This is a genomic window from Escherichia sp. S10b, from assembly GCF_028421345.1.
GTDB lineage: Bacteria > Pseudomonadota > Gammaproteobacteria > Enterobacterales > Enterobacteriaceae > ECMA0423.
Window position 1 is genome coordinate 26,982 of record NZ_JAHZSO010000057.1, and the last position, 24,204, is coordinate 51,185.

A 24,204-nucleotide genomic window follows, 5' to 3' on the forward strand; every position below is an offset into this window, starting at 1 on the left:
TCGAATTAATGGTGATGGTCGTCAATCTGGTGTTCGATAACCATCCCTTCACCTACGCTGGCAAGATGGCGAACATAAGGATGCGGGCGGTAAGCCGGAGCTGGCGCAGGAGCCACATAGACGGTTTGCGGCACAGTCGCGACGCTGACCGCTTGTGGAACGCTGACTGAATCAGGAACCACAACCACTTTGTATCCACTCGGCACATCGACGGTGACACTTTGCGCCATCGCCACACCAGTAAAGCCCATTAAAAGCGCGCCCAACAGTAGACAATTTTTCATAAACATTTCGCCTGAAATAATGCAGCGGGTTAATTTCCGCGAATTATGCAGCCTTCATTCAGGTATTGTGTTGCCGGGCGTGCTGCCGTTTTTATTGGTCAAATGGCGCTTCGTGTTTAAGCACTTTATCGATCACATCCAGTACGCCTTCACGGTTATTGGAGCCTGCCCGGTATTTTGCCGCTGCGACGACCGCATTGCCGGCATTTTCCATTGCAAAACTAAAGCCTGCCTGACGCAGCATCTCAATATCGTTACCGCCATCGCCAAAGACCACCACTTCGCTGTCGTCTATTCCCCATAATTTCTGCAGTTGGCGAAGGCCATTGGCTTTATGTACGCCGGGGATAATCAGATCGATGCTGCCGTTGCCGGTGTGGACCGGCACCATAATATCGCCGATGGCCTCATGTAATGCTTTTTGTACTTGTGGAATCAGTTCATCGGAAAGATTCAGGCCAAACTTAAAGAAGATATCCTCTAAGTTGTCAAAGTTATCGACGTATTCCAGACGGTGATAATACATTTCCGCCACCGTTTTCATGGCATCGTCATATTTTTTGAGCGTATAGGCGCTATTTTTTCCGCAGGCAATAATTTCCACTTCCGGGCGCGTCAGCAAATGTTCCACGACAGTAGTAAACGCATCCTTCGACAGCTCGCCATTAAAAACATCTTTGCCTTCGCTCACTACCCAGCCGCCGTTTTCAGCCACAAAGGCAATTTCATTAGCAATTTCAGGGAAGAAAGAGATCAACTGATAATATTGATTCCCGCTGGCGACTACAAAGCGAATTCCTTGTGCTTTCATTTGCTGATACTGAGCCATAAACCGCTCACGGTTATAGGTTTTTTGATCGCTTAAGAAAGTACCATCCATGTCTACCGCAATTAATTTAATGCTCATCAACTATTCTCCATCGCCGTCTGCGTTTTGGTATCGGGTTTGGCGACGGCTTTCGCGACAATAGCCGCGAGAATAACCAGCGCCAGTACAACCAGCATTGCACTACGTAATCCATAATGTTCGCCGAGATAGCCCAGCAGCGGCGGCCCGACGAGGAAAGCCAGATAACCGGTCGTTGCTACCACACTGACGCGGGTTGGTGCATCGGGGCCGGTATCGCTGGCGGCAGAAATGGTCAGCGGGAAGCCCAGCGAGGCACCCAGTCCCCAGAGTACAACAGACACCCCAGCGACCCAGGCGCTATCGACAAAAATAATCAGCCCAATACCCAACGCCCCCATTAGTGCACTGGCCCGAACCACGGCAACGCGACTGTAACGGTCGATGAACCAACCGCCGGTGAAGCGTCCAACGGTCATCCCCAGGGTAAAACCGGCATAAATCAGCGAGCCGGAAGTAGGGCTAAAACCGTGACCGTCAACCATTAATAAGGGTAACCAGTCGTTGGCAGAACCTTCGGCAAAGGCCATCGCCAGCACCACAACACCTATCAGCAGCAACTGGATATCGCGATAAAAAGGAATGCCTTTTTCGCCATGCTGGGTGCCATCGGCAGCATTTTTGCCCGTACCGTCAGGGATTGCCTGAATGGCGATATAAATAGGCGCGATACCTACCAGCGCCGCCAATAAAATGTGCACCGTTGCCGGAACGCCAAAGGCCGTCAGTGCCATCCCGACACCAGCGCCTGCCAGCGTGCCCAGGCTATAAAAACCGTGCATCATTGGCAAAACCGTTTTATTCATTTCTCGCTCAACGGCGGCACCTTCAACGTTTATCGCCACTTCCGCAGAACCAAAACTTGCCCCAAAGACGCCGAGACCAACGGCAAAGAGCAGGGGCGATGTCAGCCAGAGTGCCAGACTTAATATCATCATCCCGATCAATGCGCAGGACATCGTGACCAGGATGACATTACGCGTGCCAAAGCGTTTCACTAACCACGCCGAGCAGAGAATACCGCTCATCGAACCGATCGACAGACCAAAGAGAACACCGCCCATTTCAGCGATCGAGACAGAGAGAATATCGCGGATAGTAGGCGTACGGGTTGCCCAGGACGCCATTAACAGGCCTGGCAAAAAGAAGAACATAAACAGCGCCCAGGTTCGGCGTTTCAATGCATTACGTGAAGAATTTACGGTCATAGATCACGTCAAAATAAGAAGAGGGAAGACAACATTAGCAAGGTTGTGTACATTTGTACACAATTGCAGAGAGAGGAAATGACATGCGTCGCGCTAACGATCCGCAACGGCGAGAAAAAATTATCCAGGCCACGCTGGAGGCGGTGAAACTTTACGGAATACATGCTGTTACGCACCGCAAAATTGCTACCCTTGCCGGGGTACCGTTGGGATCGATGACCTACTATTTTTCAGGAATTGATGAGTTGTTGCTGGAGGCGTTCAGCAGTTTTACTGAGATTATGTCCCGGCAATATCAGGCATTTTTTAGCGATGTTAGTGATGCTCAAGGCGCATGCCAGGCTATCACCGATATGATCTACAGCTCACAGGTTGCAACGCCGGATAATATGGAGCTGATGTACCAGCTCTACGCGCTGGCTAGCCGAAAACCGCTATTAAAAACGGTAATGCAAAACTGGATGCAGCGCAGTCAGCAAACGCTCGAACAATGGTTTGAACCCGGAACCGCCCGCGCGCTTGATGCGTTTATTGAGGGGATGACGCTGCATTTTGTCACCGACCGTAAGCCGCTATCGCGCGAGGAGATTTTGAGGATGGTTGAGAGGGTTGCAGGGTAGTAGATAAATTTTAGATAACAAAAAACCCATTTATGTAAACGGGTTAATGAAAACAATAAGTTAGATTAAAACAATAAGTTAGGTTGGTGGTCAGTGGTGGTTATTACGGGGTAATGCCAACCGCTGCCGCCACTTTGTCGCCACTAGTGCTTTGTTTTTCGAATTCATCTAAGGCTCTTTCAACATCAGAAAGATACTCTTTGAATGAGTTCAAGATCATGCTTAACGAGCCCTCCATAAATAGGACCTGTTTTCCATCTTTTTTAAAAAAATCAGGATATTTTTCTATAAGTTCAATAATGCTTTTAATATTTTGCCCATCGTTTTCTAAGTATTTTGCATCATTATGCGCACAACTGTTTCTTAATTTTGTTATTTTTTTGATATTCGAATAGTGGGATGTTGACTTCATCCCTATCATTTTTTTGATAAATAGATGGCTCCTCTCAAATCCACTTCCTTTGAGATCTGAAACATTTATAGGAGAATGATGTCTATTAGCAAAGTTGTTACAGAATTTTTCTATTTCGTGCTCAAAAATTCCGAATATAGTTAAGAATACTGACCTGCGGATAATACTTGGGTAGTATTCTAAAAACATTTCATCGAGATCTAGCGATGAGCTGGTGAGTCCCATGTAATGATCAATTGACTGATATACACCATCTTCCGGAGATATTTCAATTATATATTCTTCAGGTCCTTTGTCTTTATATTCTGCTATACCCTTAGCGATTGATGATTCGCTATGAGTGATTAACGTCTCGATAATATCAAATGTTAAGGAGAAGTCGAATATTGGGAATTGAAACAAAAACTTAACCATGCTTGAACCTTTAAGAATCTGATTTAGTAACATCCAAAGTTGCTAGTGGATTGAAACGAAGAGCTGTCTCTAAGTGATCAGGTGATAGATGAGCATAACGCATAGTCATTTTTATGTCGTGATGTCCGAGGATTTTTTGCAAAGCAAGGATGTTTCCACCCGACATCATGAAATGCGCCGCAAACGTATGACGCAGAACGTGTGTAAGTTGACCGCGAGGGAGCACGATAGACGTTTTTTCCATCACGGATAAAAATTGAAAATAGCAGTCTGTGAAGAAATTGAACCCATCAAGCGCCATGATCTCTTCATAAAGCTCTTTACTGATAGGGATGCTTCTGTTTTTCTTCCCCTTCGTTCTTACAAAGGTAATTCGGTATTTGGTCACCTGTGATCGGGTTAGGTTTATTGCTTCTCGCCAGCGTGCGCCTGTGCTTAAGCATATCTTGACTACCAGTGCCAGAATTGGGTCCTGACGTTTGCAATCATCCAGCAGTTCAACAATCTGCTCATGGGTAAGCCATGCCATCTCTTTTTCTGCGATGGTGAATTTTCGCATGTTCTCCAGTGGGTTTGGATACGACCATTCGCCCAGGCGGGATAGTTCGCTAAAAACACTACTTAGATAGCTTTGCTCCAGGTTAATGGTGACCGGGCTGGCCCCTTTCTTCCATTTCTCGCTGAAGTAGATCTCACCTGTCAGTCGTTTATCTCGATAATGGGCAAACATTTTAGATGTGAGATCGGTTGCAAGGGGATTGCCCAGAGCGTCAACCATCAGCAGCAATTTGTCATAGACATGCTGCCCAGCAGTCAGAGATTTACCATGTAGTTTGAACCATAGCTCAACCACGTCTTTCAGGGTTCGACGATCTACTGATTCGCCCAGCCAGGGCTTTGCTTCGGTTTCTTCCATCGTGTGACGCTCAAAAGCCAGTGCTTCGCCTTTGGTGGCGAATTGTTTACGCACACGACGCCCACTACGTCCGGCGGGGTAACATTCGCAAAGCCATTTTCCTGTGGTGAGTTTTCGTACTGCCATAAAAAATGCCCTCCAATAGAGAGCATTTTTACTGTATGTATAACCAGTGTCAATGTATGAAATCTTGCGACCATACATCTCACTGAAGCCATAATGAAGTTGGCTATTTTTTGCTATGTGAGTATGTGACTTTTGCGGTTAGCCTGCGGCTCATTGTTATATTAGGCGCAGATATAAAAGCAAAAATTATCGCGAGTTTTTAGTACAGATTTTTTTTGATTTACTAATAGTTCCATCATTGCAAACGAACTTTCCATCGGAGGTACAGTGAGAGACACCTCCCTTTTTCCCAGAACAAGGATAATTTTTAGCATAGGTAGTTAGTGGGTTTAATAACAAAGAGCATGATAAAACCACAAAAAATACCTTACCAAGCATAGTTTCCTCCCGGTATTACCTAACGTACTTAATTGTCAAACTTATAATTTTTCCAATTATTTCAACATCTTCTATCTTGCACTCGAAGGTTCTGTTTCCACCTTCAACGAAGATTCTTCCACCGGGTAAACGAGTAATGTCGCGGATTGTTATTTCGCCATCAATACTTATTACCCATTTACCATCACGTATATCATCAAATTCTTTATCACAAATAAATTCAGAATTGTTATCTGTGATGACAAAAGGTTTTTTAAACGTAGAGGGTAGAAATCCCTTATCAAAAATATAAAAACCGTCTTCACGCAAGGCACCATCAGATAATACATATTTAGCAACTTCCATCGTATTTGTATTACCTGAAGTTTGCTTTGAACCATGTCCAGTTGTGAGCCAATTAAGCGAGGTGCCCGTTTCAAGGGCGCACTGGATTACCCATTCTGCTGGGAATGAGTCACGCATGTAGCGTGTAGCGAGTGTACTTTTAGAGATTCCTAAATGATCGCACAACGCCTGTCGAGTTTTGAATCCATAAGCTTCTACCATGCGCTCTATAGCGCCTCGTCCGCCTTTCTCCAAATTCATGGTCACTCCAAGTGAACTTTTATCTTGACGATTTCATAGTGCGATCGTATGTTTATGGTGTTCACAAAATACAAACGATCCGTATTCGTCCTGATTAATCATCATTAAACGAGGAATGTTGCATCATGAGACCTAACATTTCAATCACTCTTACCACGCCTCATGTGACTATTGAACGCTATAGCGAGCTGACAGGACTGTCCATCGATACCATCAATGACATGTTGGCTGATGGACGCCTTATCCGTCACCGTTTGCGCAAAGATAAAAAACGCGAAAAAGTGATGATCAACATAGCAGCCATGACCGTTGATGCGCTTTCAGAATGCAATCTAAACCTTAATTAGTTCGATTCTGAAATACATCAGAGGCATTGACCATGTTTGATTACCAAGTTTCCAAACATCCACATTTTGATGAAGCCTGTCGTGCATTTGCACTGCGCCACAATCTGGTGCAACTGGCAGAACGTGCAGGCATGAATGTGCAGATTCTGCGGAACAAGCTGAACCCAGCTCAGCCTCATTTATTAACCGCACCAGAAATCTGGCTGCTTACCGATCTGACTGAAGATTCAACGCTGGTAGATGGTTTTCTGGCACAGATTCACTGCCTGCCATGTGTACCGATTAATGAGGTTGCAAAAGAGAAACTGCCGCATTACGTCATGAGCGCAACTGCAGAGATCGGACGTGTTGCAGCAGGTGCGGTATCTGGTGATGTAAAAACTAGTGCCGGTCGTCGTGATGCTATCAGCAGCATTAACTCTGTAACACGACTGATGGCGCTGGCTGCTGTTTCATTGCAGGCCCGTTTACAGGCTAATCCTGCAATGGCGAGTGCAGTTGATACCGTGACTGGCCTCGGTGCTTCATTCGGTTTGCTGTGAGGTGCTTATGCTGACGAAAGAACCATCATTTGCATCGCTGCTGGTAAAACAAAGCCCGGCAATGCACTACGGTCACGGCTGGATCATGGGTGAGGATGGTAAACGCTGGCATCCGTGCCGTTCACAAGATGAATTGCTGGCAGAACTATCTACGAAAAAACGGGGGAACAAATGGCTATTGAAGGCGCTGCGGCGACTGTTCCATTAAGCCCCGGTGAACGCCTGAATGGACTTAATCACATAGCGGAATTAAGGGCAAAAGTTTTTGGCCTGAATATTGAGTCAGAGCTTGAGCGGTTTATTAAAGATATGCGTGATCCACGGGATATCAATAACGAACAAAATAAACGAGCACTGGCAGCCATATTCTTTATGGCAAAAATTCCGGCTGAACGTCATAGCATCAGCATCAATGAGCTGACCACTGACGAAAAGCGGGAGTTGATTAAAGCAATGAATCATTTTCGTGCAGTGGTGAGCTTATTTCCCAGACGGCTAACCATGCCGAATTAACCAACTAATGAAATTAATGGCGTAAACCCGCCGAGCATCCCTTTATCTAAATTCAGGAGAATTGATTATGCGTAATATTGAGATCCTCACGACTAAAACCGGATCGGATGATGCAGGGCTTAATATTTTACTGACAGTGGCTCGTCTGGAAGAACGCCGGGCAAGGGCTGAAGCAATGGCAGCTCGCCTTGATAGCCTGGCGTGTCATATCTCATCCCGTCAGCTAAACCACGTGGAAGCGGCAGAACTGCTGCGTGTGACTGCTGAAGCAATCCAGAACGAAGCGCAGGAGATCCACTAATGGCTGATGCAATGGATCTCGTACAGCAGCGCGTTGAAGAAGAACGCCAGCGCCATATCCGTGCTGCCCGTGCCAAAACACCGGGCGTGTCTCGCGTGCTTTGCATTGAGTGTGAAGCGCCAATTCCGCCAGCACGCCGCCGTGCCATTCCGGGTGTGCAGCTTTGCATTACCTGCCAGGAAATTGCAGAGCTGAAAGGCAAACATTACAACGGAGGTGCTGTATGAGCACCATCCTGAAATGGGCGGGAAATAAAACCGCCATTATGTCCGAACTGAAAAAACACCTTCCTGCTGGCCCGCGACTGGTTGAACCTTTCGCGGGTTCCTGTGCTGTGATGATGGAGACGGATTACCCCAGCTATCTTGTTGCGGATATTAATCCTGATTTAATCAACCTCTATAAAAAGGTTGCTGCTGATTGCGAGGCGTTTATATCTCGTGCCAGAGCTTTATTTGAGGAAGCAAACAGGGAGTTGGCTTATTACAACATAAGGCAGGAGTTTAATTACTCCACTGAAATTACTGATTTCATGAAAGCGGTATATTTCCTGTATCTCAATCGTCATGGTTACCGTGGGTTATGTCGTTATAACAAGAGCGGGCATTTCAACATTCCATACGGTAATTATAAAAATCCGTATTTCCCTGAAAAAGAAATTCGCGCATTTGCAGAGAAAGCCCAGCAAGCAACGTTTATCTGCGCCAGCTTTGATGAAACGCTGGCGATGCTGCAGGTGGGGGATGTGGTGTATTGCGATCCGCCTTATGACGGTACGTTTTCCGGCTATCACACTAACGGCTTCACTGAAGATGACCAGTATCACCTGGCATCTGTTCTTGAATATCGATCATCAGAAGGTCATCCAGTCATTGTTTCTAACAGTGACACATCCCTGATCCGTTCGCTGTATCGAAATTTCACTCACCACTACATCAAGGCACAACGCAGCATCGGTGTGTCGGCTGGCGAGAGTAAATCTGCAACAGAAATCATCGCTGTTTCTGGGGCGCGCTGCTGGGTGGGATTTGATCCTTCGCGTGGCGTGGATAGTTCTGCCGTGTACGGAGTGCGTGCATGAGCCATGCTGATATGAACAACTGCAGCGGCTTTAACGAGGCCGCCGCAGCATTCTCATGGAACAGCCCGAAAAAGGCTATTAACCCTTATCTGGACCCGGCGGAAGTTGCGCCGGTTTCTGCGCTTTCAAACCTGATCACTCTGTACGCTGCCGATAACGAGCAGGAACAACTGCGCCGCGAGGCACTGAGTGATCAGGTTTGGGAGCGTTATTTCTTTAATGAATCCCGTGATCCTGTCCAGCGCGAAATGGAGCAGGATAAGTTCATTAGCCGGGCAAAGTTGGCGCATGAGCAGCAGCGTTTTAACCCGGACATGGTCATTCTGGCAGACGTTAACGCCCAGCCTTCCCATATCAGCAGGCCGCTGATGCAACGTATTGAATACTTCAGCAGCCTTGGCAGGCCAAAGGCTTATTCCCGCTATTTACGTGAGACGATTAAGCCATGTCTGGAACGGCTGGAGCATGTACGCGACAGTCAGCTATCCACTTCTTTTCGCTTTATGGCAAGCCATGAAGGGCTGGACGGCCTGCTGATTCTGCCTGAAATGAGTCAGGATCAGGTGAAACGCCTGTCCACCCTTGTTGCTGCGCATATGAGCATGTGCCTTGATGCAGCTTGTGGCGATTTGTATGCCACCGATGACGTTAAGCCAGAAGAAATCCGCAAGACATGGGAAAAGGTGGCAGCAGAAACCCTGCGACTGGATGTCATACCGCCTGCGTTTGAGCAACTCCGCCGGAAAAGAAACCGCCGTAAACCCGTGCCCTATGAACTCATTCCGGGTTCGCTGGCGCGTATGTTGTGCGCCGATTGGTGGTACCGGAAATTATGGAAGATGCGTTGCGAATGGCGGGAAGAGCAGTTGCGTGCTGTTTGCCTGGTCAGCAAAAAAGCATCTCCCTATGTCAGCTATGAAGCCATGATGCATAAACGTGAGCAGCGCCGTAAGTCGCTGGAGTTTTTCCGTTCTCATGAACTGGTGAACGAAGACGGCGACACGCTGGACATGGAGGATGTGGTAAACGCCAGCAGCAGCAACCCTGCGCATCGCCGCAATGAGATGATGGCCTGTGTTAAAGGTCTGGAGCTTATCGCGGAAATGCGCGGTGACTGCGCCGTTTTCTACACCATCACCTGTCCGTCACGTTTCCATTCCACGCTAAATAACGGCAGGCCCAACCCGACCTGGACAAATACGACGGTAAGACAAAGCAGTGATTATCTGGTCGGCATGTTTGCTGCATTTCGTAAGGCGATGCACAAAGCCGGATTGCGCTGGTATGGCGTGCGGGTGGCTGAGCCGCATCATGACGGTACAGTTCACTGGCACCTGTTGTGTTTTATGCGCAAAAAAGATCGCCGCACCATTACTGCTTTGTTGCGTAAGTTTGCCATTCGTGAAGACCGCGAGGAGCTGGGTAATAACACGGGACCACGCTTTAAGTCTGAGCTGATAAACCCGCGCAAAGGTACGCCAACAAGCTACATCGCGAAATACATCAGTAAGAACATTGACGGGCGTGGTCTGGCTGGCGAGATCAGCAAGGAAACGGGTAAATCCCTGCGTGATAACGCTGAATACGTTAATGCCTGGGCGTCTCTGCATCGTGTTCAGCAATTCCGCTTCTTTGGCATTCCGGGGCGTCAGGCTTACCGTGAACTGCGATTGCTGGCTGGTCAGGCGGCAAGGCAACAGGGGGACAAAAAAGCAGGTGCGCCGGTACTGGATAACCCGCGCCTTGATGCAATCCTGGCTGCTGCCGATGCTGGTTGTTTTGCCACCTACATCATGAAGCAGGGAGGCGTACTGGTTCCCCGCAAATATCACCTCATCAGAACTGCTTATGAAATCAACGAAGAACCGACCGCATATGGCGATCACGGTATTCGTATTTATGGCATCTGGTCACCCATTGCAGAGGGCAAGATCTGCACTCATGCGGTGAAGTGGAAAATGGTTCGTAAGGCCGTTGACGTTCAGGAGGCGGCAGCCGACCAGGGCGCTTGCGCCCCTTGGACTCGTGGCAATAACTGTCCCCTTGCTGAAAATTTGAACCAACAAGGGAAAGACAAATCAGCTGATGGGGATACTAGGACGGACATTACCCGCATGGATGACAAGGAGTTGCACGATTACCTGCACAGTATGAGCAAAAAAGAGCGCCGGGAACTGGCTGCAAGGTTACGCCTGGTGAAACCGAAACGGCGTAAAGACTACAAACAGCGAATTACAGACCATCAGCGACAGCAGCTCGTCTATGAACTGAAGTCCAGAGGATTTAATGGCAGCGAGAAAGAGGTCGATTTACTCCTTCGCGGCGGCAGTATTCCGTCAGGAGCAGGCCTGCGTATCTTCTATCGGAACCAGCGTTTGCAGGAAGATGATAAGTGGCGAAACCTGTATTAATTACGCGGGTTAACAATTCGTGCTCTTAATAATACCAGGCATATCAGGCTAATGAACGTAAAAAAACGTTTTACATCAGTAAGATTATTATGTGCTGTAAATATAAACAGTGGTTATGTATACAGTATTGCTTGTGGTGTCATAGGAGGAAAGATGCAGGACTATTTTTTGGAGTCTTTGAAGCTCCAGCGCATTGATTTTTTTCTTAAGCTTGTAGCGGCTAGTGAGTGTAGTGATGAAGAGAAGGGGCTGGCTTTGCAGTGGGTTTCTGAACTGACAGATGAACTCATGGCAAAAATCAGAACCCACGAATACAACCGCTCAATGGATGTCATCAGCTGAGGTGACCTTTATGCGCATTGAAATAATGATCGATAAAGAGCAGAAGATTAGCCAGTCTACCCTGGACGCCCTTGAATCCGAGCTTTACCGCAATCTGCGCCCCCTGTATCCCAAAACGGTAATTCGCATCCGCAAAGGTAGCTCTAACGGTGTGGAACTGACCGGACTGCAACTGGACGAAGAAAGAAAACAAGTGATGAAGATTATGCAGAAGGTGTGGGAAGACGACAGCTGGCTGCATTAAGAAAAGTTGCTGGCGTCTGAACTTGGTTCTGGCGTCAGCAAGGTTGAACAACGAGTACAGTGAGGCGTTAGGTGTGGCGTTTATTTGATGAGTGAACGCCCGTTCTGCGACAGGTTCGGAGATTAAGGTTGAAACTACGGGCAAAATACCATCTTTTTCCTACTTAATTGAGTCCAGTAACAAGTTACAGTTACTCTCATTGTAGAGAGAACGAGCAATTAGTGTTACCTGCTTTCCATTCATTCCCGGCTTATCCCATAACACAGCTTCTTGCGACGCCACAAATTCAGCATAATCAATTATGCGTTGTTCGTGATCTGGTTCCTCATAGCCAAAGTATGAGAGCGCATCGTTGTAAGCGTGGTAAGCTGCTTTCTGTAATATCTTGATATCGGCTGTAGGTACTTGCTCCGTGTAGCTAGGATCTAATTGTGTGCTACTGCCATAGAATGCACATGAAAGGTAAGATATTGATTTCTGTTGAGCTTTAGTTCCTTTCTCATAGTTTTTAGCTGTTACCGCCTGAACTGGGACGCTAACAAAGCTTGCAACCAGAATTAAAATTAATACGTAAAAGCTTTTCATTTTGACCTCAGCCGAAACGTTAGAGAGACTATCGAAATTTGTAAAACCCGTGGCGATTCAGTTTGAGATCCTCCCCCTTACATGATTTTTAATCAAATATATGCTTTTGTAAGCATACCTGTTAACCGAATTATTCATTTTTAGAGATCTTCCGACATACTGATTATGCCCGCTGAGGAGTTCACCTTGCGTAAAGTCCGATTCGCTTTACTCGTCTGTGCATGTCTATGCTGCATGAGATTGCATGATCGTTTGAGGATCGTTTTTGCTAAGGCCCGCCAGAACTGGCGGGCTTTTGCGTAGATCATGCACCTGCATGAAAACCACTACATAAAGCGGGCAGGCGTGGCGGGGATACGAGCGCGCGCTAATGAAGAAAGCCTGCTAAGTCGCAGGCTTAAGGTTATTTCTTCTTAGGGGGGGCCGCGTGATCAAATAGCATGCGGGACGATGGTGGTAGTGGTGGTGGTGGTGGTGGTGGTGGTGGTTTTTGCTCGTTATTTTTTGTCATTTTTCGTATCTCTCTTTGAAATGTATTCTCCAAAGCTTTCTCGTACTAACCTTGTTTGAGGCGGCTGAGGCGGCTGAGGCGGCTGAGGCGGTACAGGTGATTTACTTGTAGAATTTGGTTTTCCAGTTCCTTCGTTGCTGGGCTTTATCATGATACTTTAACCTCTTTTGCTTTTGGCTTTCGAATCATCGTCTCTCACTAGCCTAGATTTAGGCGGTGTCGGCGGTGTCGGCGGAGTTGGAGTCTTCGCTGGTGGCTTGTTAGGTGTAGGGGCTTTTCCCATCATAATCTCCTGATATTATCTACAGGTATAATAATGAAATGTGGCTCATTAGTCTTCCTTGGCGAGGCTGAATCGAGATCCATCGCTAAAAAAAAGCCAACCGCTATCACTAATGGAATTAGTGAGAAAAAAAAGAATTTAGTGGCTCGATATATTTGACTTGTTCTCATTTCATTTTTCTTAGTATTCCAACTAGTACACTCTACTAGTTGTTTTACTAAGTATTCATTGAACTTTTTACTTGATGAGTGCTCACCATTATAGGTAAGCCCATTATTATCACAATATTTTTTATAGTCTGCTTCATATTTAATGAGGCCATTGTAGTATTCGTCTATTTCCTTAGGTTTGGGAATGTATTTGAATTCATTACCCCAAAATGCTTTTTTTAGGAGCATGCAGGCTTTATAAATAAAAAACACTGATAATAATGAAAGTCCTATAACAATGCAGGCAAAGAATGCATGATTTTCAAAGGATGTGTTTTTAAGCAGATATGTTACGATAGTTGCGTCGATTACTATTAATCCAAATATCATTTGAATTCTGTTGTAAATCTTGTCTTTATTTTCCGTTTCCTGAAAGTAAAGTTTTTCGTAAAATTCTTTTAGCTTTTCGATATCCATATAAATGCTCCAATTTTTTTCCTACTGTGTGTATCATAGTAGGTTTGGTTTGGAAACAAAAAACCGCCTGATGGCGGTTGAAATTTAGATGATAGGTATGATAGCAGAGTGATTGTTATCTTCAATATCAAGTTTGTAGGGGTCAAACTTGATAACCTCGTCACATAGCCACTCATTAAGTTCTTGTATTCGCCTTTGTAAAGGCGTCAGTTCGTTACGAACAAATACCTTACTTGCTTTGCTTACATCCCCAAAGCCGCCGATGTTCTGGGGAATTATCCCCATCATTTGTGGCGGCACACGATGCGCAGCCATCATGTCATCGCGGCTCACGTTCTTGATATTCAGAAACTCATCCTTCGCTGCGACTTCTGACAACGGGATAATCTGAAGTCCGTCCTTTTTGCCGTTAGGCGAGTACATAAACAGATTGCGGAAGTTGCCTGGACCTTTGGCGCTTTTCATCGCGTTGCGGAGGTTGTTCACATCCTCCTGGTTCTGCGCAGCGTCGGTCATGTACATGATGAAGCCAGCATGACTGCCGTTAATGTAATACTTTCGACGGAACAGCGTGGCGGACTCATTGAGCAGGGCGGACGGAATGGCTGAAAGATAACCGGGCAGGCCGTAGATCTCCTGGTTGATGTCCGGTTCCATCAGATGAAAAATGCTGCCTTTCGTGAACTGATACGGCTGCGTGGCCATACCGTATTGCACAAACCAGTAGGTATCCAGGTCTAACCCGCGTCGGGTGTATTTTGCCAGCGCAGGCTCAAGGGCGATAACTTCACCGAATCGATTCGTGCGTTTCTCCAGGTAGGCGTTACCAAATACCAGATAGTCCTGCACAAAACGCGAAAAAGCCTGTTGGCTGAGCAGTGGATGAGAGATATAGGTACTGGTCAGAATGTTGCACTTTACTGCAATCGGGGAACTGTGATGCACGGCAGCGCGGAAGGTGCGCGCCAGTCCGTCAAAGCTGACGGGCGGCTCATACCAACGGTCCATCTGTACGCATTCCACATAGTCCAGCAGTTCTCGGCGGTCCAGAACAGGAACGGGATCGCCGAAGCTGAATGCTTCGGCTGTAGTCTGGCTTTTAAGCTGGATCTGTTTCGTCGCCGCAGCGCGGTTCTTCTTACTCTTTCCCATCAAAAAATCTCCACAATATTGCTGGTATTGGCGGATTCGCCCTGCAGCGGTTCGTTAAACAATGCGTGCATCGTTGCCCAGGCCAGATCGGCGTGGCTGGCTTCTTCGCTGCGGCTGGCTTCATAGGTCGGGCGGTTGCCGCTGGCGGTGGTGGCGCGACGGATTGCCATAAATGACTGCGCAATGTCGGTGTGCCCGGCGTCAAACTCCAGACGGCGGTGGCTGATAATGTCGTAGGCCTTGAGTACCAGGGCGTTTTTAACGTTGGGGTTGTAGACAAACTCCCTGACGGCAGGAAAAAACGCTTTCACGTTCTCGTAAACCCCGTGACCGACGCCGGTCGAGTCGATGCCGATATAGGTCACGTTATACTGTTCGGTCAGTTTTTTGATGGCGTCAGCCTGGGCGCGGAAGTCCATTCCGCGCCACTGGTGACGCTCAAGAATGCGGAACTTACCGCCCGGCACGGCTGGCGGTGCCACCACCACGCATCCGGCGCTGTCGCCGTTCTGCGTACCTTTTGCCGGGTCATAACCGATCCACACTTCGCGCCAGCCAAACGGGCGCAGGGCCAGTGCATGAAAGTCGGTCCAGACTTCCCAACTGTCCACCATGCACGCCTGCAGCTCGCTGAGCGGGAACACGGACGCGAGATCGTCCACGAACTCACACATCAGCAGGTTCTGGTATTCGTCCGGGCTGTATTCCATGCGCAACTGGTCAAGGTCGAACAGGTTACAGCCGCCGCGCACCGCATCTTCTACGGTGACTATCTGGCGGTATTGCCCGTCTGCGCACAGCAGGCCGGGGGCCAGATTGCTGTGGGACAGGTCGATGTCCACCTTATCGGCTTTGTTGCGCCCACGGTTGAACAGCGCACCGGACCAGAACGGATAAGCACTGTGTGTCAGGCTGGATGGCGTGGAAAAATAGGTTTGTCGCCATTTTTTGTGAATAGCCATACCGGAAGCCACTTTGCGCAGCTCCTGGAATTTCGGTATCCAGAAATATTCATCCAGATACAGGTTGCCGTGATAACTCTGGGCCGTGCGGGCATTGGTGCCGAGGAAGTAAAGCGTGGCCCCGTTAGGAAGCACCATCGGATCGCCTTTCAGCTCCACCTCCACTTCTTTAGCGAAGTCGATGATGTACTGCTTAAAGACGTGAGCCTGTGCCTTACTGGCGGAAAGGAAAATCTGGTTACGTCCGGTAAGCAGGGCGTCAATCAGGGCTTCACGGGCAAAGTAAAAGGTCGCGCCGATCTGGCGTGACTTCAGCAGGTTGCGGATGCGGTTGGTTTTTCCAGCTTCCCACCAGTGGCGCTGGTAGTTGAACATGGAGGAATGGAAGATTTCTTCCAGCTTCTCAATCTGTTCATCGGTGAAAACGTTCTTTTCCGGCTGACGGCGTGGGCCTTTGTTGCGGTTGGCGACGTTAGGGTTTAAGTCGGCTTCGTTGCCGCCATTGTTAAACTTGCCGATCCGCGCGTGGCGTTCCGACTGGCGCGCCAGCAGGTCAATCTCTTTGAAATCTTTCCCTTCTTTGTGCTCCTTCATAATGAGCTGGCAGTAGCGTGCGGCGGTGGTGAGCTGCATCTGATCCAGCGGCCCATAGTCACCCCACTTGTCGCGTTTTTTCCAGCTGTGAACGGTTGAAACTTTCTCGCCCAGCATTTCAGCAATGCGGGCTACGCGGTATCCCTGAAAGTACAGCAGCATGGCCTGCCGACGGGGATCGAGATCTGCGAGTGTCAGTGTGGTGTTCATGGCACAAACCTACAGCCTTGAATGAAGGCTTTCCCCGCCTGCGGTTTGTGTGGTTGTCGGTACAAATACCGCGCATTGTTTCACTGCCCCCATCACCGCAACCATAAGGCTCCAGTAAGTTTTTTCTAACGGAGCACGGCTCATGACAGTGAAAGCAAAGCGTTTTCGCATCGGGGTGGAAGGTGCCACCACCGACGGACGCGAAATCCAGCGTGAATGGCTGGAACAGATGGCAGCCAGCTATAACCCGGCGGTGTATACCGCGCTGATTAACCTTGAGCACATCAAGTCTTATCTGCCGGACAGCACCTTTAACCGCTACGGCAAGGTGACGGCGCTGTTTGCTGAAGAAATCACGGAAGGTCCGCTGGCAGGCAAGATGGCGCTGTATGCCGACGTTGAGCCAACGGAATCACTGGTGGAGCTGGTGAAAAAAGGCCAGAAATTATTCACCTCTATGGAAGTCAGCCCGAAGTTTGCTGATACGGGCAAAGCCTACCTGGTCGGCCTGGCTGCCACTGATGACCCTGCCAGTCTGGGCACTGAAATGCTGACATTCAGCGCCAGTGCAGCCCATAACCCGCTGGCAAACCGCAAGCAGAATCCTGCCAATCTCTTTACCGCTGCAGAGGAAACGGTGATCGAACTGGAAGAAATCCAGGATGACAAACCCTCCCTGTTTGCCCGTGTCACGGCGCTGTTTACCAAAAAAGAGCAGTCCGACGATGCCCGGTTCTCTGATGTGCATAAGGCCGTGGAGCTGGTCGCCACTGAGCAGCAAAACCTGAGCGCACGCACCGAAAAATCCCTGTCTGAGCAGGAAGAACGTCTGTCTGAGCTGGAGACTGCCCTGCAGGCACAACAAGCCGCCTTTAACGAACTGGTGGATAAGCTGAGTCATGAAGACAGCCGCCAGGACTACCGCCAGCGTGCAACAGGCGGTAACGCCCCCGCTGACACTCTGACCAATTGCTGATGGAGCACAAAACCCGATGAAGAAGAATACCCGCTTTGCTTTTAACGCTTACCTGCAGCAGCTGGCGCGTCTGAACGGTGTTGCAGTTGAAGAACTGTCCAGCAAGTTCACCGTCGAACCGTCCGTGCAGCAGACGCTGGAAGACCAGATCCAGCAGTCCGCCGCTTTCCTGACACTGATTAACGTCACGCCAGTGACTGAGCAGTCCGGTCAGTTGCTGGGGCTGGGTGTTGGCAGCACCATTGCCGGAACCACTGATACCACCGCGAAAGAGCGTGAACCTGTCGATCCGACGCTGATGGTCGATGTGGAATATAAATGCGAGCAGACCAACTTTGACACGGTGCTGACCTACGCGAAGCTGGACCTGTGGGCGAAGTTTCAGGATTTCCAGGTGCGTATCCGTGACGCCATCGTGAAACGTCAGGCACTGGACCGCATCATGATCGGCTTTAACGGCGTGAAGCGTGCGAAAACCTCCAACCGTAGCGAAAACCCGCTGCTGCAGGATGTGAATAAAGGCTGGCTGCAGAAAATCCGTGAGGATGCACCGGATCACGTCATGGGCAGCACCACCACGGGCGGTGAAACCACACCGGGTGCGGTGAAAGTCGGGAAAGGTGGCGAATATGCCAACCTGGACGCCGTAGTGATGGATGCCGTCAATGAGCTTATCGACATGGTTTACCAGGACGATGACGATCTGGTGGTTATTTGCGGGCGTGAACTGCTGTCTGACAAGTATTTCCCGCTGGTCAACAAAGAGCAGGAAAACAGTGAAAAACTGGATGCCGATATGATCATCAGTCAGAAACGCATGGGTGGCCTGCAGGCCGTGCGTGCGCCGTTCTTCCCGCCGAATGCGCTGCTAATCACCCGTCTGGATAACCTGTCCATCTACTGGCAGGAAGACACCCGCCGCCGTTCAGTTATCGACAACCCGAAACGTGACCGGATTGAAAATTTTGAATCCGTTAACGAAGCCTATGTGGTTGAGGACTACCGCTGCGCCGCACTGGTGGAAAACATCCAGATTGGCGACTTCAGCGCCGCCGCAGCAGAAACCGGAGCGTAATCCATGAGCCTGAGTCCCGCACGGCAGCATCGCCTGCGCGTTCAGGCTGAACAGGCCGCCCGTGAGGGCGGCAGTGTTCGCCACGCGTCGGGCTATGACCTGATGCTGCTGCAACTGGCGGAAGACCGCCGCCGTCTCAAGGGCGTTCAGTCCACGGTGAAAAAAGCGGAAATAAAGGTGGAGCTGCTGCCGAAGTACGCCGCCTGGGCAGAGGGCGTCCTGGCTGCCGGAGGCACTCAACAGGATGACGTGCTGATGTACGTGATGCTGTGGCGCATTGATGCCGGAGATTATGCCGGGGCGCTGGAGATCGGGCGTCATGCCCTGCGTCATGGCTGGGTGATGCCGCTGGGTAACCGCAACGTGCAGACCGTGCTGGCAGAGGAAATGGCAGATGCAGCCCAGAGCGCAATGCTTGCCGCCACCGGCTTTGATGCCGATCTGTTACTGCAGACACTGGAACTGACAGACGGTCTGGATATGCCGGACCAGTCACGGGCGCGTCTGCATAAAGCGATTGGCGCTGTACTGAGTGAAAGCAATCCGGCTTCCGCCCTTAATCATCTCAACCATGCGCTACAGCTCGATCCCCGCTGTGGCGTGAAAAAAGACAAACAGCAGCTGGAGCGCAGACTGCGCAATGACAGCCGCTGACAGAACGTGCCCCCGCGCACGGGCGGCACGGGGTGGCGAAAGGCACTGCCACATCAAAACCCCGTCCACCGCCCTCTATTTCAGGAGAAAGCAGCATGAAGTTTGTTGCGCCAGAACAGGCACCGGAACAGGCGGAAATCATCAGAAATACGCCGTTCTGGCCTGATGTGGACCTGTCGGAGTTTCGCAGTGTCATGCGCACTGACGGCACGGTGACGCAGCCGCGTTTAAAGCAGGTTGCCCTGTCGGCAATTTCGGAGGTCAACGCAGAGTTGTATGAGTTTCGCAGACGTCAGCAGATGCTGGGGTATGCGTCGCTGGCTGAGGTTCCGGCGGAACTGCTGGACGGCAAAAGTGAGCGCATTCAGCACTATTTCAACGCGGTTTACTGCTGGGCACGCGCCATGCTCAACGAGCGTTATCAGGACTATGACGCCACGGCGTCCGGTGTGAAGCGGGGCGAGGAACTGGCGGAAGCAAGCGGTGATTTGTGGCGTGACGCCCGCTGGGCCATCAGCCGGGTGCAGGATGCGCCGCACTGCACAGTGGAGCTTATCTGATGAAAGTGCGTGCGCATCAGTATGACACGGTGGACGCGCTTTGCTGGCGTCATTACGGGCGCACGCAGGGTGTCACGGAGCAGGTACTGAAGGCAAATCCGGGGCTTGCCGAATACGGCCCCTTTTTACCTCACGGGTTGCAGGTGGAGCTGCCGGACATACCGACAACCACCACCGTGCAGACCGTCCAGCTATGGGACTGAATTATGACGCTTGAGCGAATCAGCGCCTTTATCACGTATTGCATCGCCGTCGTGCTGGCCTGGCTGGGCGATTTGTCCATCAAGGATGCCTCAACGCTGGGCGGCCTGATGATTGGTGTGCTGATGCTGGCTATCAACTGGTACTACAAACACAAAGCCTACCAGCTTCTGCGTGACGGGCAGATCTCGCGGGAGGACTATGAATCCATCAATCGTTAAACGCTGCCTTGTCGGAGCCGTGCTGGCTATTGCTGCCACGCTGCCGGGTTTTCAGCAGCTTCACACCTCCGTGGAGGGGCTGAAACTGATTGCCGATTACGAAGGCTGTCGTCTGCAGCCGTATCAGTGCAGCGCGGGTGTCTGGACCGACGGCATTGGTAATACATCGGGCGTCATTCCCGGCAAAACCATTACGGAACGACAGGCAGCAGAAGGGCTGATCTCAAACGTGCTACGTGTGGAGCGGGCGCTGGAAAGATGTGTGAAGCAACAGCCGCCACAAAAGGTGTATGACGCGGTGGTGTCGTTTGCCTTCAACGTGGGGACGGGCAATGCCTGCAGTTCCACGCTGGTGAAGTTACTCAATCAGCGGCGCTGGGCGGATGCGTGCCGACAGTTGCCGCGCTGGGTTTATGTGAAAGGTGTGTTTAATCAGGGGCTGGATAACCGCCGTGCGCGGGAGATGGCCTGGTGCCTTAAAGGAGCTGGACTATGACGCGTGCGCTGGCAGTAGTGGTGGCGCTGGCACTCGTTGCGCTGGGCTGGCAGTCGTGGCGGCTTAACAGCGCCAGCCACACCATCGAAACGCAGCGCGCGGCGCTGAAAAGTAAAGCGCAAGAACTGACGAAGAAAAACAGCCAGCTGATCGGTCTGTCCATTCTGGCTGAAACCAACAACCGGGAGCAGGCGCGGCTCTACGCCGAAGCAGAACAGACCAGCGCACTGCTGAGACAACGACAACGCCGGATCGAGGAACTGAAACGTGAGAACGAGGATTTACGCCGCTGGGCTGATACTCCTTTGCCTGCTGACATTATCCGGCTGCGGGAACGTCCGGCACTCACCGGAGGTGCAGCTTACCGTCAGTGGTTGTCCGCGAGTGACGCCGTGTCGGCTGGAGCAGGCAGCGCCGCGCACTAACGGTGATCTGAACGCATTGCTGGATGAAACGGAGGCCGCCTGGGCGGTCTGTGCAGACAAAGTGGACATGATTATTGCGTGTCAGGAGCGAAACAGTGAACAAACCACAGTCCCTGCGCCACGCCCTCAATAAAGCAGTGCCTTATGTCCGCAATAACCCGGACAAACTGCATCTGTTTGTGGATAACGGTTCGCTGGTTGCCACGGGGGCCAGCTCCATGTCGTGGGAGTACCGTTACACCCTGAACGCGGTGATTGAGGATTTCAGCGGCGACCAGAATCTGCTGATGGCCCCGGTTTTATTGTGGCTGCGGGATAACCAGCCTGATGCCATCAATAACCCGGCGTTACGGGAAAAGTTATTCACCTTTGAGGTGGATATTTTGCGCAACGATGTCTGTGATATCAGCCTTAACCTGCAACTGACGGAGCGTGTGCTGGTCAGCACTGACGGCAGTGTGTCGAGTGTTGAAGCTGTAGCGGAACCCGATGAACCTGAAGAAATGTGGACGGTGAAACGTGGCTGAATTGCAGAAGGTGGACGACTGGCTGAGTGCCTTGCTGGCGAATCTGGAGCCAGCCGCAAGAAGCCGCATGATGCGCCAGCTGGCGCAGGAACTGCGCCGGACACAGCAGCAGAACATCAGGATGCAGCGTAATCCTGATGGCAGCAGCTATGAACCGCGAAGGGTAACAGCACGTAGTAAAAAGGGGCGCATCAAACGTCAGATGTTTACAAAGCTTCGCACCACAAAATACCTGAAAACTGCCGCCAGCGCCGATTCTGCCAGCGTGCAGTTTGAAGGTATGGTACAGCGTATTGCCCGTGTTCACCATTACGGCCTGCGTGATCGGGTAAATAAAAAAGGTTTAATCGCGAAATATCCGCAACGTACTTTATTGGGCTTATCTTATAAAACAGAAGAAAATATTATTATGAGCATAAAGGAGGAGCTATCAAAATAAAGACGAGGAGGTTTAAATAGCCCTCTCGTCTTTTGTTTTTATCCATAAGCCAGCTCCAGTGGAGATGGCGATTGATTAGCTGTTCATGTAAGAGTTAAATAGAGCTGAGATTTTTTGTGTATCCGTAACTGGATCAGTCGATGAGCCTTGTCTGATATAAAACATATTCTCAAAGTCGCAAATTTGACCTGTGCTCTGAATAGTTATCTTGAGTATGTGTAAGCCATTGTAAGAGCAAAACTCAATATTCTTAAGTATCTGCTGTTTTAGAGTTTCAGTGAAATTGTATCCTTGTATTTTTTGTTTTATTAACATAAAGTAATCATCAATGCTACCAGAGACTAACATTGCTTCATGATCAATTCCGTTTATATAGAACCCATTGAACTCAATTGAATTTACTCCATATAAATGTTGAATTCTATCTGCGGTTAATTTATTTTCGGCAATACCAACTAAAATATAGCCTTTTGCGCTTTTTCCAATATTATTTATTGCTACGCAAGTTTGTAATATTCCTTTTAAACATTCATCATCAAATTCATTTTTACCTGATAAATTAAAGAACCCTTGTTTGAAATCATAACTTGGTTGTTCAGTTCTAGAATTTGTTAATAGATTGCGAATTTCAGTTACCCAAGCATGATTCACATACTTTTGAGGAGCAGGTTGGAAGTAACGACTTATTAATGCAACAAGATCATTAACACTTTTTTCACGAGTGCTTGCAGCCCAGCGGCCACCATCGGTAACCATAATTATGGTATTGCCAGTGTTTTTTAATTGCGAGAATAAACCTTCTTTATCAATTAATTGCATATTTTGGTTGAAAAGAAGTTCATAAATAGACAAAAACACAGCTTGATAATAACGAGGGCATTCTTGAGATGAATTATCCTCCCCTAAAATATGGCTTCTAAAAGTATCATTTTTTCCGTCATATAGGCTTGTAATTAATTCATATACAGCTATGAAATTCTGCTTAATAGTGGCAGCGTTATTGGTTTGAATGAAAGACTCTAATTGCTGTCTGACACCATGAGCATGAGAGGAGTTTCCTTGACCATAGAATGTGTCGAGAGAAGTTGACCCAGATGTGGGTTTTTCTTCTAGACTGATATATGCAAGGATATTGGCTATCAATTCCTCGTCATCAGAATCACGAATACTTCGTCTTGTTAAAATATGATGTTTTATATAAAAGTGGTTATCGATATTTACCCCGTACTCCAATCTATCGTTACTGATTGAAATTTTGTGCATTTGCTGGAGATTCATAATGTCAGAATGGCTAGTATCACCTCTGATCGATGTTGATATCGATCTGACCAGTTCAGAGAAGTTACTAACTGTTCCTGCACTACGTAATTCTTGTTTGGATAAAATCTTCCCGTTTGAGTTTATTCGTCTGAATACTTCGTCAATATTTTCATTTGTGGAGCTATATTCTGATATTGCAAATCGATAACGTGCAATAATTGCTGAAGAATCACGGGAAAGGATTGGTTCTTTCTGAATTAAAGTTCCATTATCTTTAAGTTGTTTTGTTAAAGCTATAGAGTCCAAATCAAAATATTGTCCATCTAATGAAAATCTCTGTTCGATGAAGCTCATAATTGCTTCTAATCTTTGCATTCCATCCAATATTTCTCTTTGTTCATTGATGGTAACAAATAATAATAACGGAATAGGATATTGTTGCAGCATAGAAGATATTAAAGAAGTCTTTTCTTCTAGAGACCATACAAGTTTCCTTTGATAACGTCTATTGACTATCAAATTTCCTTGCAAATACCATTCGTATAATTGCTCGGTAGTCCTTGAGTCAATATCAAGATTTTCATTTGGCATAATTTTTCTCCTTGTTAGATTGAACTTATATATTGTCAATAAACATCTTTTGTGTCAAAGATAACATAGTAACCGCCTAAATTAATTGGCTTTTAATAATTAAAGGCGTTGCTTTCAAGTGCTTTTTTAAGAGCATTGAACTTCTTAACTTGCGCAACGTCATTCGACCTTTTGCAACGTATTAATGCTCTAACGCAGACCATTGAAAGGCATTTGTTCTATGTC

General features: G+C 48.6%; 34 protein-coding genes and 1 pseudogene. 23 read left to right on the top strand and 12 right to left on the bottom strand.

Annotation, left to right across the window (positions count from 1 at the left end; translation table 11 throughout):
- Window positions 1-5: 5 nt before the first annotated feature.
- From ybjH to FTE26_RS05085, 3 genes are all read right to left on the bottom strand, one after another.
- Window positions 6-290: a protein YbjH gene (ybjH, locus tag FTE26_RS05075; RefSeq protein ID WP_000480892.1), complete on the bottom strand. Its 285-nt coding sequence runs from the start codon at window positions 288-290 to the stop codon at window positions 6-8.
- Between the two features lie 85 nt (window positions 291-375).
- A complete protein-coding gene (gene ybjI / locus FTE26_RS05080; RefSeq protein WP_001297001.1) occupies window positions 376-1,191 on the bottom strand; it encodes a 5-amino-6-(5-phospho-D-ribitylamino)uracil phosphatase in 816 nt (271 codons plus the stop codon).
- Entirely contained in the window at window positions 1,191-2,399 is a 1,209-nt protein-coding gene (locus FTE26_RS05085) for an MFS transporter (protein WP_000217887.1), read from the bottom strand. Before FTE26_RS05085 ends, ybjI begins: the two co-directional genes overlap by 1 nt.
- Before the next feature lie 83 nt (window positions 2,400-2,482).
- Here FTE26_RS05085 and rcdA point away from each other — a divergent pair, with 83 nt between their 5' ends.
- Entirely contained in the window at window positions 2,483-3,019 is a 537-nt protein-coding gene (rcdA, locus tag FTE26_RS05090; RefSeq protein ID WP_001297003.1) for a DNA-binding transcriptional regulator RcdA, read from the top strand.
- A gap of 103 nt (window positions 3,020-3,122) precedes the next feature.
- Here rcdA and FTE26_RS05095 read toward each other — a convergent pair whose 3' ends face one another.
- From FTE26_RS05095 to FTE26_RS05110, 4 genes are all read right to left on the bottom strand, one after another.
- Window positions 3,123-3,845 carry a hypothetical protein gene (locus tag FTE26_RS05095; protein ID WP_000238243.1) on the bottom strand — a complete coding sequence of 241 codons (723 nt, stop codon included), beginning with the start codon at window positions 3,843-3,845 and terminating at the stop codon, window positions 3,123-3,125.
- A gap of 10 nt (window positions 3,846-3,855) precedes the next feature.
- Complete coding sequence (locus FTE26_RS05100) at window positions 3,856-4,887, bottom strand: phage integrase (protein WP_024174454.1); 1,032 nt, start codon at window positions 4,885-4,887, stop codon at window positions 3,856-3,858.
- Between the two features lie 186 nt (window positions 4,888-5,073).
- Entirely contained in the window at window positions 5,074-5,265 is a 192-nt protein-coding gene (locus FTE26_RS05105; RefSeq protein WP_001321204.1) for a hypothetical protein, read from the bottom strand.
- Between the two features lie 15 nt (window positions 5,266-5,280).
- Entirely contained in the window at window positions 5,281-5,850 is a 570-nt protein-coding gene (locus tag FTE26_RS05110) for a phage repressor protein CI (protein ID WP_001047325.1), read from the bottom strand.
- A gap of 125 nt (window positions 5,851-5,975) precedes the next feature.
- Here FTE26_RS05110 and FTE26_RS05115 point away from each other — a divergent pair, with 125 nt between their 5' ends.
- From FTE26_RS05115 to FTE26_RS05160, 10 genes are all read left to right on the top strand, one after another.
- Window positions 5,976-6,197, top strand: a complete 222-nt coding sequence (locus tag FTE26_RS05115; protein ID WP_001247707.1) for a hypothetical protein — start codon at window positions 5,976-5,978, stop codon at window positions 6,195-6,197.
- A 32-nt stretch (window positions 6,198-6,229) separates the two neighbouring features.
- On the top strand, window positions 6,230-6,739 hold the full coding sequence (locus FTE26_RS05120; RefSeq protein WP_000460893.1) for a phage regulatory CII family protein: 510 nt from the start codon (window positions 6,230-6,232) through the stop codon (window positions 6,737-6,739).
- Between the two features lie 7 nt (window positions 6,740-6,746).
- Window positions 6,747-6,947: a phage filamentation protein Fil family protein gene (locus FTE26_RS05125; RefSeq protein WP_000956182.1), complete on the top strand. Its 201-nt coding sequence runs from the start codon at window positions 6,747-6,749 to the stop codon at window positions 6,945-6,947.
- Window positions 6,911-7,252 (top strand): DUF5347 domain-containing protein, encoded by a 342-nt coding sequence (locus FTE26_RS05130; RefSeq protein ID WP_000963473.1) that lies wholly within the window; start codon window positions 6,911-6,913, stop codon window positions 7,250-7,252. Before FTE26_RS05125 ends, FTE26_RS05130 begins: the two co-directional genes overlap by 37 nt.
- A 67-nt stretch (window positions 7,253-7,319) precedes the next feature.
- Complete coding sequence (locus FTE26_RS05135; RefSeq protein WP_001244167.1) at window positions 7,320-7,553, top strand: DUF2732 family protein; 234 nt, start codon at window positions 7,320-7,322, stop codon at window positions 7,551-7,553.
- Window positions 7,553-7,780, top strand: a complete 228-nt coding sequence (locus FTE26_RS05140) for a TraR/DksA family transcriptional regulator (protein ID WP_000752613.1) — start codon at window positions 7,553-7,555, stop codon at window positions 7,778-7,780. Before FTE26_RS05135 ends, FTE26_RS05140 begins: the two co-directional genes overlap by 1 nt.
- Window positions 7,777-8,634, top strand: a complete 858-nt coding sequence (locus FTE26_RS05145; RefSeq protein WP_000104144.1) for a DNA adenine methylase — start codon at window positions 7,777-7,779, stop codon at window positions 8,632-8,634. The genes FTE26_RS05140 and FTE26_RS05145 overlap by 4 nt, the downstream gene beginning before the upstream one ends.
- A complete protein-coding gene (locus tag FTE26_RS05150) occupies window positions 8,631-11,045 on the top strand; it encodes a replication endonuclease (protein ID WP_000017505.1) in 2,415 nt (804 codons plus the stop codon). Before FTE26_RS05145 ends, FTE26_RS05150 begins: the two co-directional genes overlap by 4 nt.
- A 153-nt stretch (window positions 11,046-11,198) precedes the next feature.
- Window positions 11,199-11,387: a hypothetical protein gene (locus FTE26_RS05155; RefSeq protein ID WP_001154434.1), complete on the top strand. Its 189-nt coding sequence runs from the start codon at window positions 11,199-11,201 to the stop codon at window positions 11,385-11,387.
- A 10-nt stretch (window positions 11,388-11,397) separates the two neighbouring features.
- Window positions 11,398-11,631: a DinI-like family protein gene (locus tag FTE26_RS05160; protein ID WP_001217575.1), complete on the top strand. Its 234-nt coding sequence runs from the start codon at window positions 11,398-11,400 to the stop codon at window positions 11,629-11,631.
- A gap of 159 nt (window positions 11,632-11,790) precedes the next feature.
- On the opposite strand, the gene FTE26_RS05165 is transcribed toward FTE26_RS05160, so the two are convergent.
- Window positions 11,791-12,216 (bottom strand): hypothetical protein, encoded by a 426-nt coding sequence (locus tag FTE26_RS05165; protein ID WP_000834899.1) that lies wholly within the window; start codon window positions 12,214-12,216, stop codon window positions 11,791-11,793.
- A 234-nt stretch (window positions 12,217-12,450) separates the two neighbouring features.
- Here FTE26_RS05165 and FTE26_RS20010 point away from each other — a divergent pair.
- Window positions 12,451-12,633 (top strand): annotated as a pseudogene (locus tag FTE26_RS20010) (hypothetical protein).
- 376 nt (window positions 12,634-13,009) lie between these two features.
- Here the strand turns inward: FTE26_RS20010 and FTE26_RS05170 are convergent.
- The 3 genes from FTE26_RS05170 to FTE26_RS05180 all read right to left on the bottom strand — a co-directional run bounded on the left by FTE26_RS05170 (window position 13,010) and on the right by FTE26_RS05180 (window position 16,554).
- Complete coding sequence (locus tag FTE26_RS05170) at window positions 13,010-13,636, bottom strand: hypothetical protein (RefSeq protein ID WP_048237166.1); 627 nt, start codon at window positions 13,634-13,636, stop codon at window positions 13,010-13,012.
- Between the two features lie 84 nt (window positions 13,637-13,720).
- Window positions 13,721-14,788 (bottom strand): phage portal protein, encoded by a 1,068-nt coding sequence (locus FTE26_RS05175; protein WP_000520354.1) that lies wholly within the window; start codon window positions 14,786-14,788, stop codon window positions 13,721-13,723.
- Complete coding sequence (locus tag FTE26_RS05180) at window positions 14,788-16,554, bottom strand: terminase ATPase subunit family protein (RefSeq protein ID WP_001098403.1); 1,767 nt, start codon at window positions 16,552-16,554, stop codon at window positions 14,788-14,790. The genes FTE26_RS05175 and FTE26_RS05180 overlap by 1 nt, the downstream gene beginning before the upstream one ends.
- A gap of 142 nt (window positions 16,555-16,696) precedes the next feature.
- Between FTE26_RS05180 and FTE26_RS05185 the strand changes: the two genes are divergently transcribed.
- The 11 genes from FTE26_RS05185 (at window position 16,697) to FTE26_RS05235 (ending at window position 22,128) form a co-directional block, all read left to right on the top strand.
- Window positions 16,697-17,530, top strand: coding sequence for a GPO family capsid scaffolding protein (locus FTE26_RS05185; protein ID WP_000216236.1), 834 nt, complete (start codon window positions 16,697-16,699; stop codon window positions 17,528-17,530).
- Between the two features lie 16 nt (window positions 17,531-17,546).
- On the top strand, window positions 17,547-18,605 hold the full coding sequence (locus FTE26_RS05190) for a phage major capsid protein, P2 family (protein WP_272457514.1): 1,059 nt from the start codon (window positions 17,547-17,549) through the stop codon (window positions 18,603-18,605).
- Between the two features lie 3 nt (window positions 18,606-18,608).
- A complete protein-coding gene (locus FTE26_RS05195; protein WP_000059204.1) occupies window positions 18,609-19,259 on the top strand; it encodes a phage terminase small subunit in 651 nt (216 codons plus the stop codon).
- A gap of 95 nt (window positions 19,260-19,354) precedes the next feature.
- A complete protein-coding gene (locus FTE26_RS05200; RefSeq protein WP_000673514.1) occupies window positions 19,355-19,819 on the top strand; it encodes a head completion/stabilization protein in 465 nt (154 codons plus the stop codon).
- On the top strand, window positions 19,819-20,022 hold the full coding sequence (locus FTE26_RS05205) for a tail protein X (protein WP_000868175.1): 204 nt from the start codon (window positions 19,819-19,821) through the stop codon (window positions 20,020-20,022). Before FTE26_RS05200 ends, FTE26_RS05205 begins: the two co-directional genes overlap by 1 nt.
- Window positions 20,023-20,025: 3 nt before the next feature.
- Window positions 20,026-20,241, top strand: coding sequence for an HP1 family phage holin (locus FTE26_RS05210; RefSeq protein WP_000171568.1), 216 nt, complete (start codon window positions 20,026-20,028; stop codon window positions 20,239-20,241).
- Window positions 20,222-20,737 (top strand): lysozyme, encoded by a 516-nt coding sequence (locus FTE26_RS05215; RefSeq protein WP_001069911.1) that lies wholly within the window; start codon window positions 20,222-20,224, stop codon window positions 20,735-20,737. Before FTE26_RS05210 ends, FTE26_RS05215 begins: the two co-directional genes overlap by 20 nt.
- Window positions 20,734-21,162: an Rz-like lysis system protein LysB gene (gene lysB / locus FTE26_RS05220; protein WP_000196202.1), complete on the top strand. Its 429-nt coding sequence runs from the start codon at window positions 20,734-20,736 to the stop codon at window positions 21,160-21,162. The genes FTE26_RS05215 and lysB overlap by 4 nt, the downstream gene beginning before the upstream one ends.
- Window positions 21,047-21,295 (top strand): Rz1-like lysis system protein LysC, encoded by a 249-nt coding sequence (lysC, locus tag FTE26_RS05225; RefSeq protein ID WP_224065133.1) that lies wholly within the window; start codon window positions 21,047-21,049, stop codon window positions 21,293-21,295. Before lysB ends, lysC begins: the two co-directional genes overlap by 116 nt.
- Complete coding sequence (locus FTE26_RS05230) at window positions 21,258-21,689, top strand: phage tail protein (RefSeq protein WP_001039937.1); 432 nt, start codon at window positions 21,258-21,260, stop codon at window positions 21,687-21,689. The genes lysC and FTE26_RS05230 overlap by 38 nt, the downstream gene beginning before the upstream one ends.
- Entirely contained in the window at window positions 21,682-22,128 is a 447-nt protein-coding gene (locus tag FTE26_RS05235; RefSeq protein WP_000829131.1) for a phage virion morphogenesis protein, read from the top strand. The genes FTE26_RS05230 and FTE26_RS05235 overlap by 8 nt, the downstream gene beginning before the upstream one ends.
- A 75-nt stretch (window positions 22,129-22,203) precedes the next feature.
- Here the strand turns inward: FTE26_RS05235 and FTE26_RS05240 are convergent, their stop codons facing one another.
- Complete coding sequence (locus tag FTE26_RS05240) at window positions 22,204-23,979, bottom strand: GmrSD restriction endonuclease domain-containing protein (protein ID WP_001132405.1); 1,776 nt, start codon at window positions 23,977-23,979, stop codon at window positions 22,204-22,206.
- Between the last annotated feature and the right edge of the window lie 225 nt (window positions 23,980-24,204).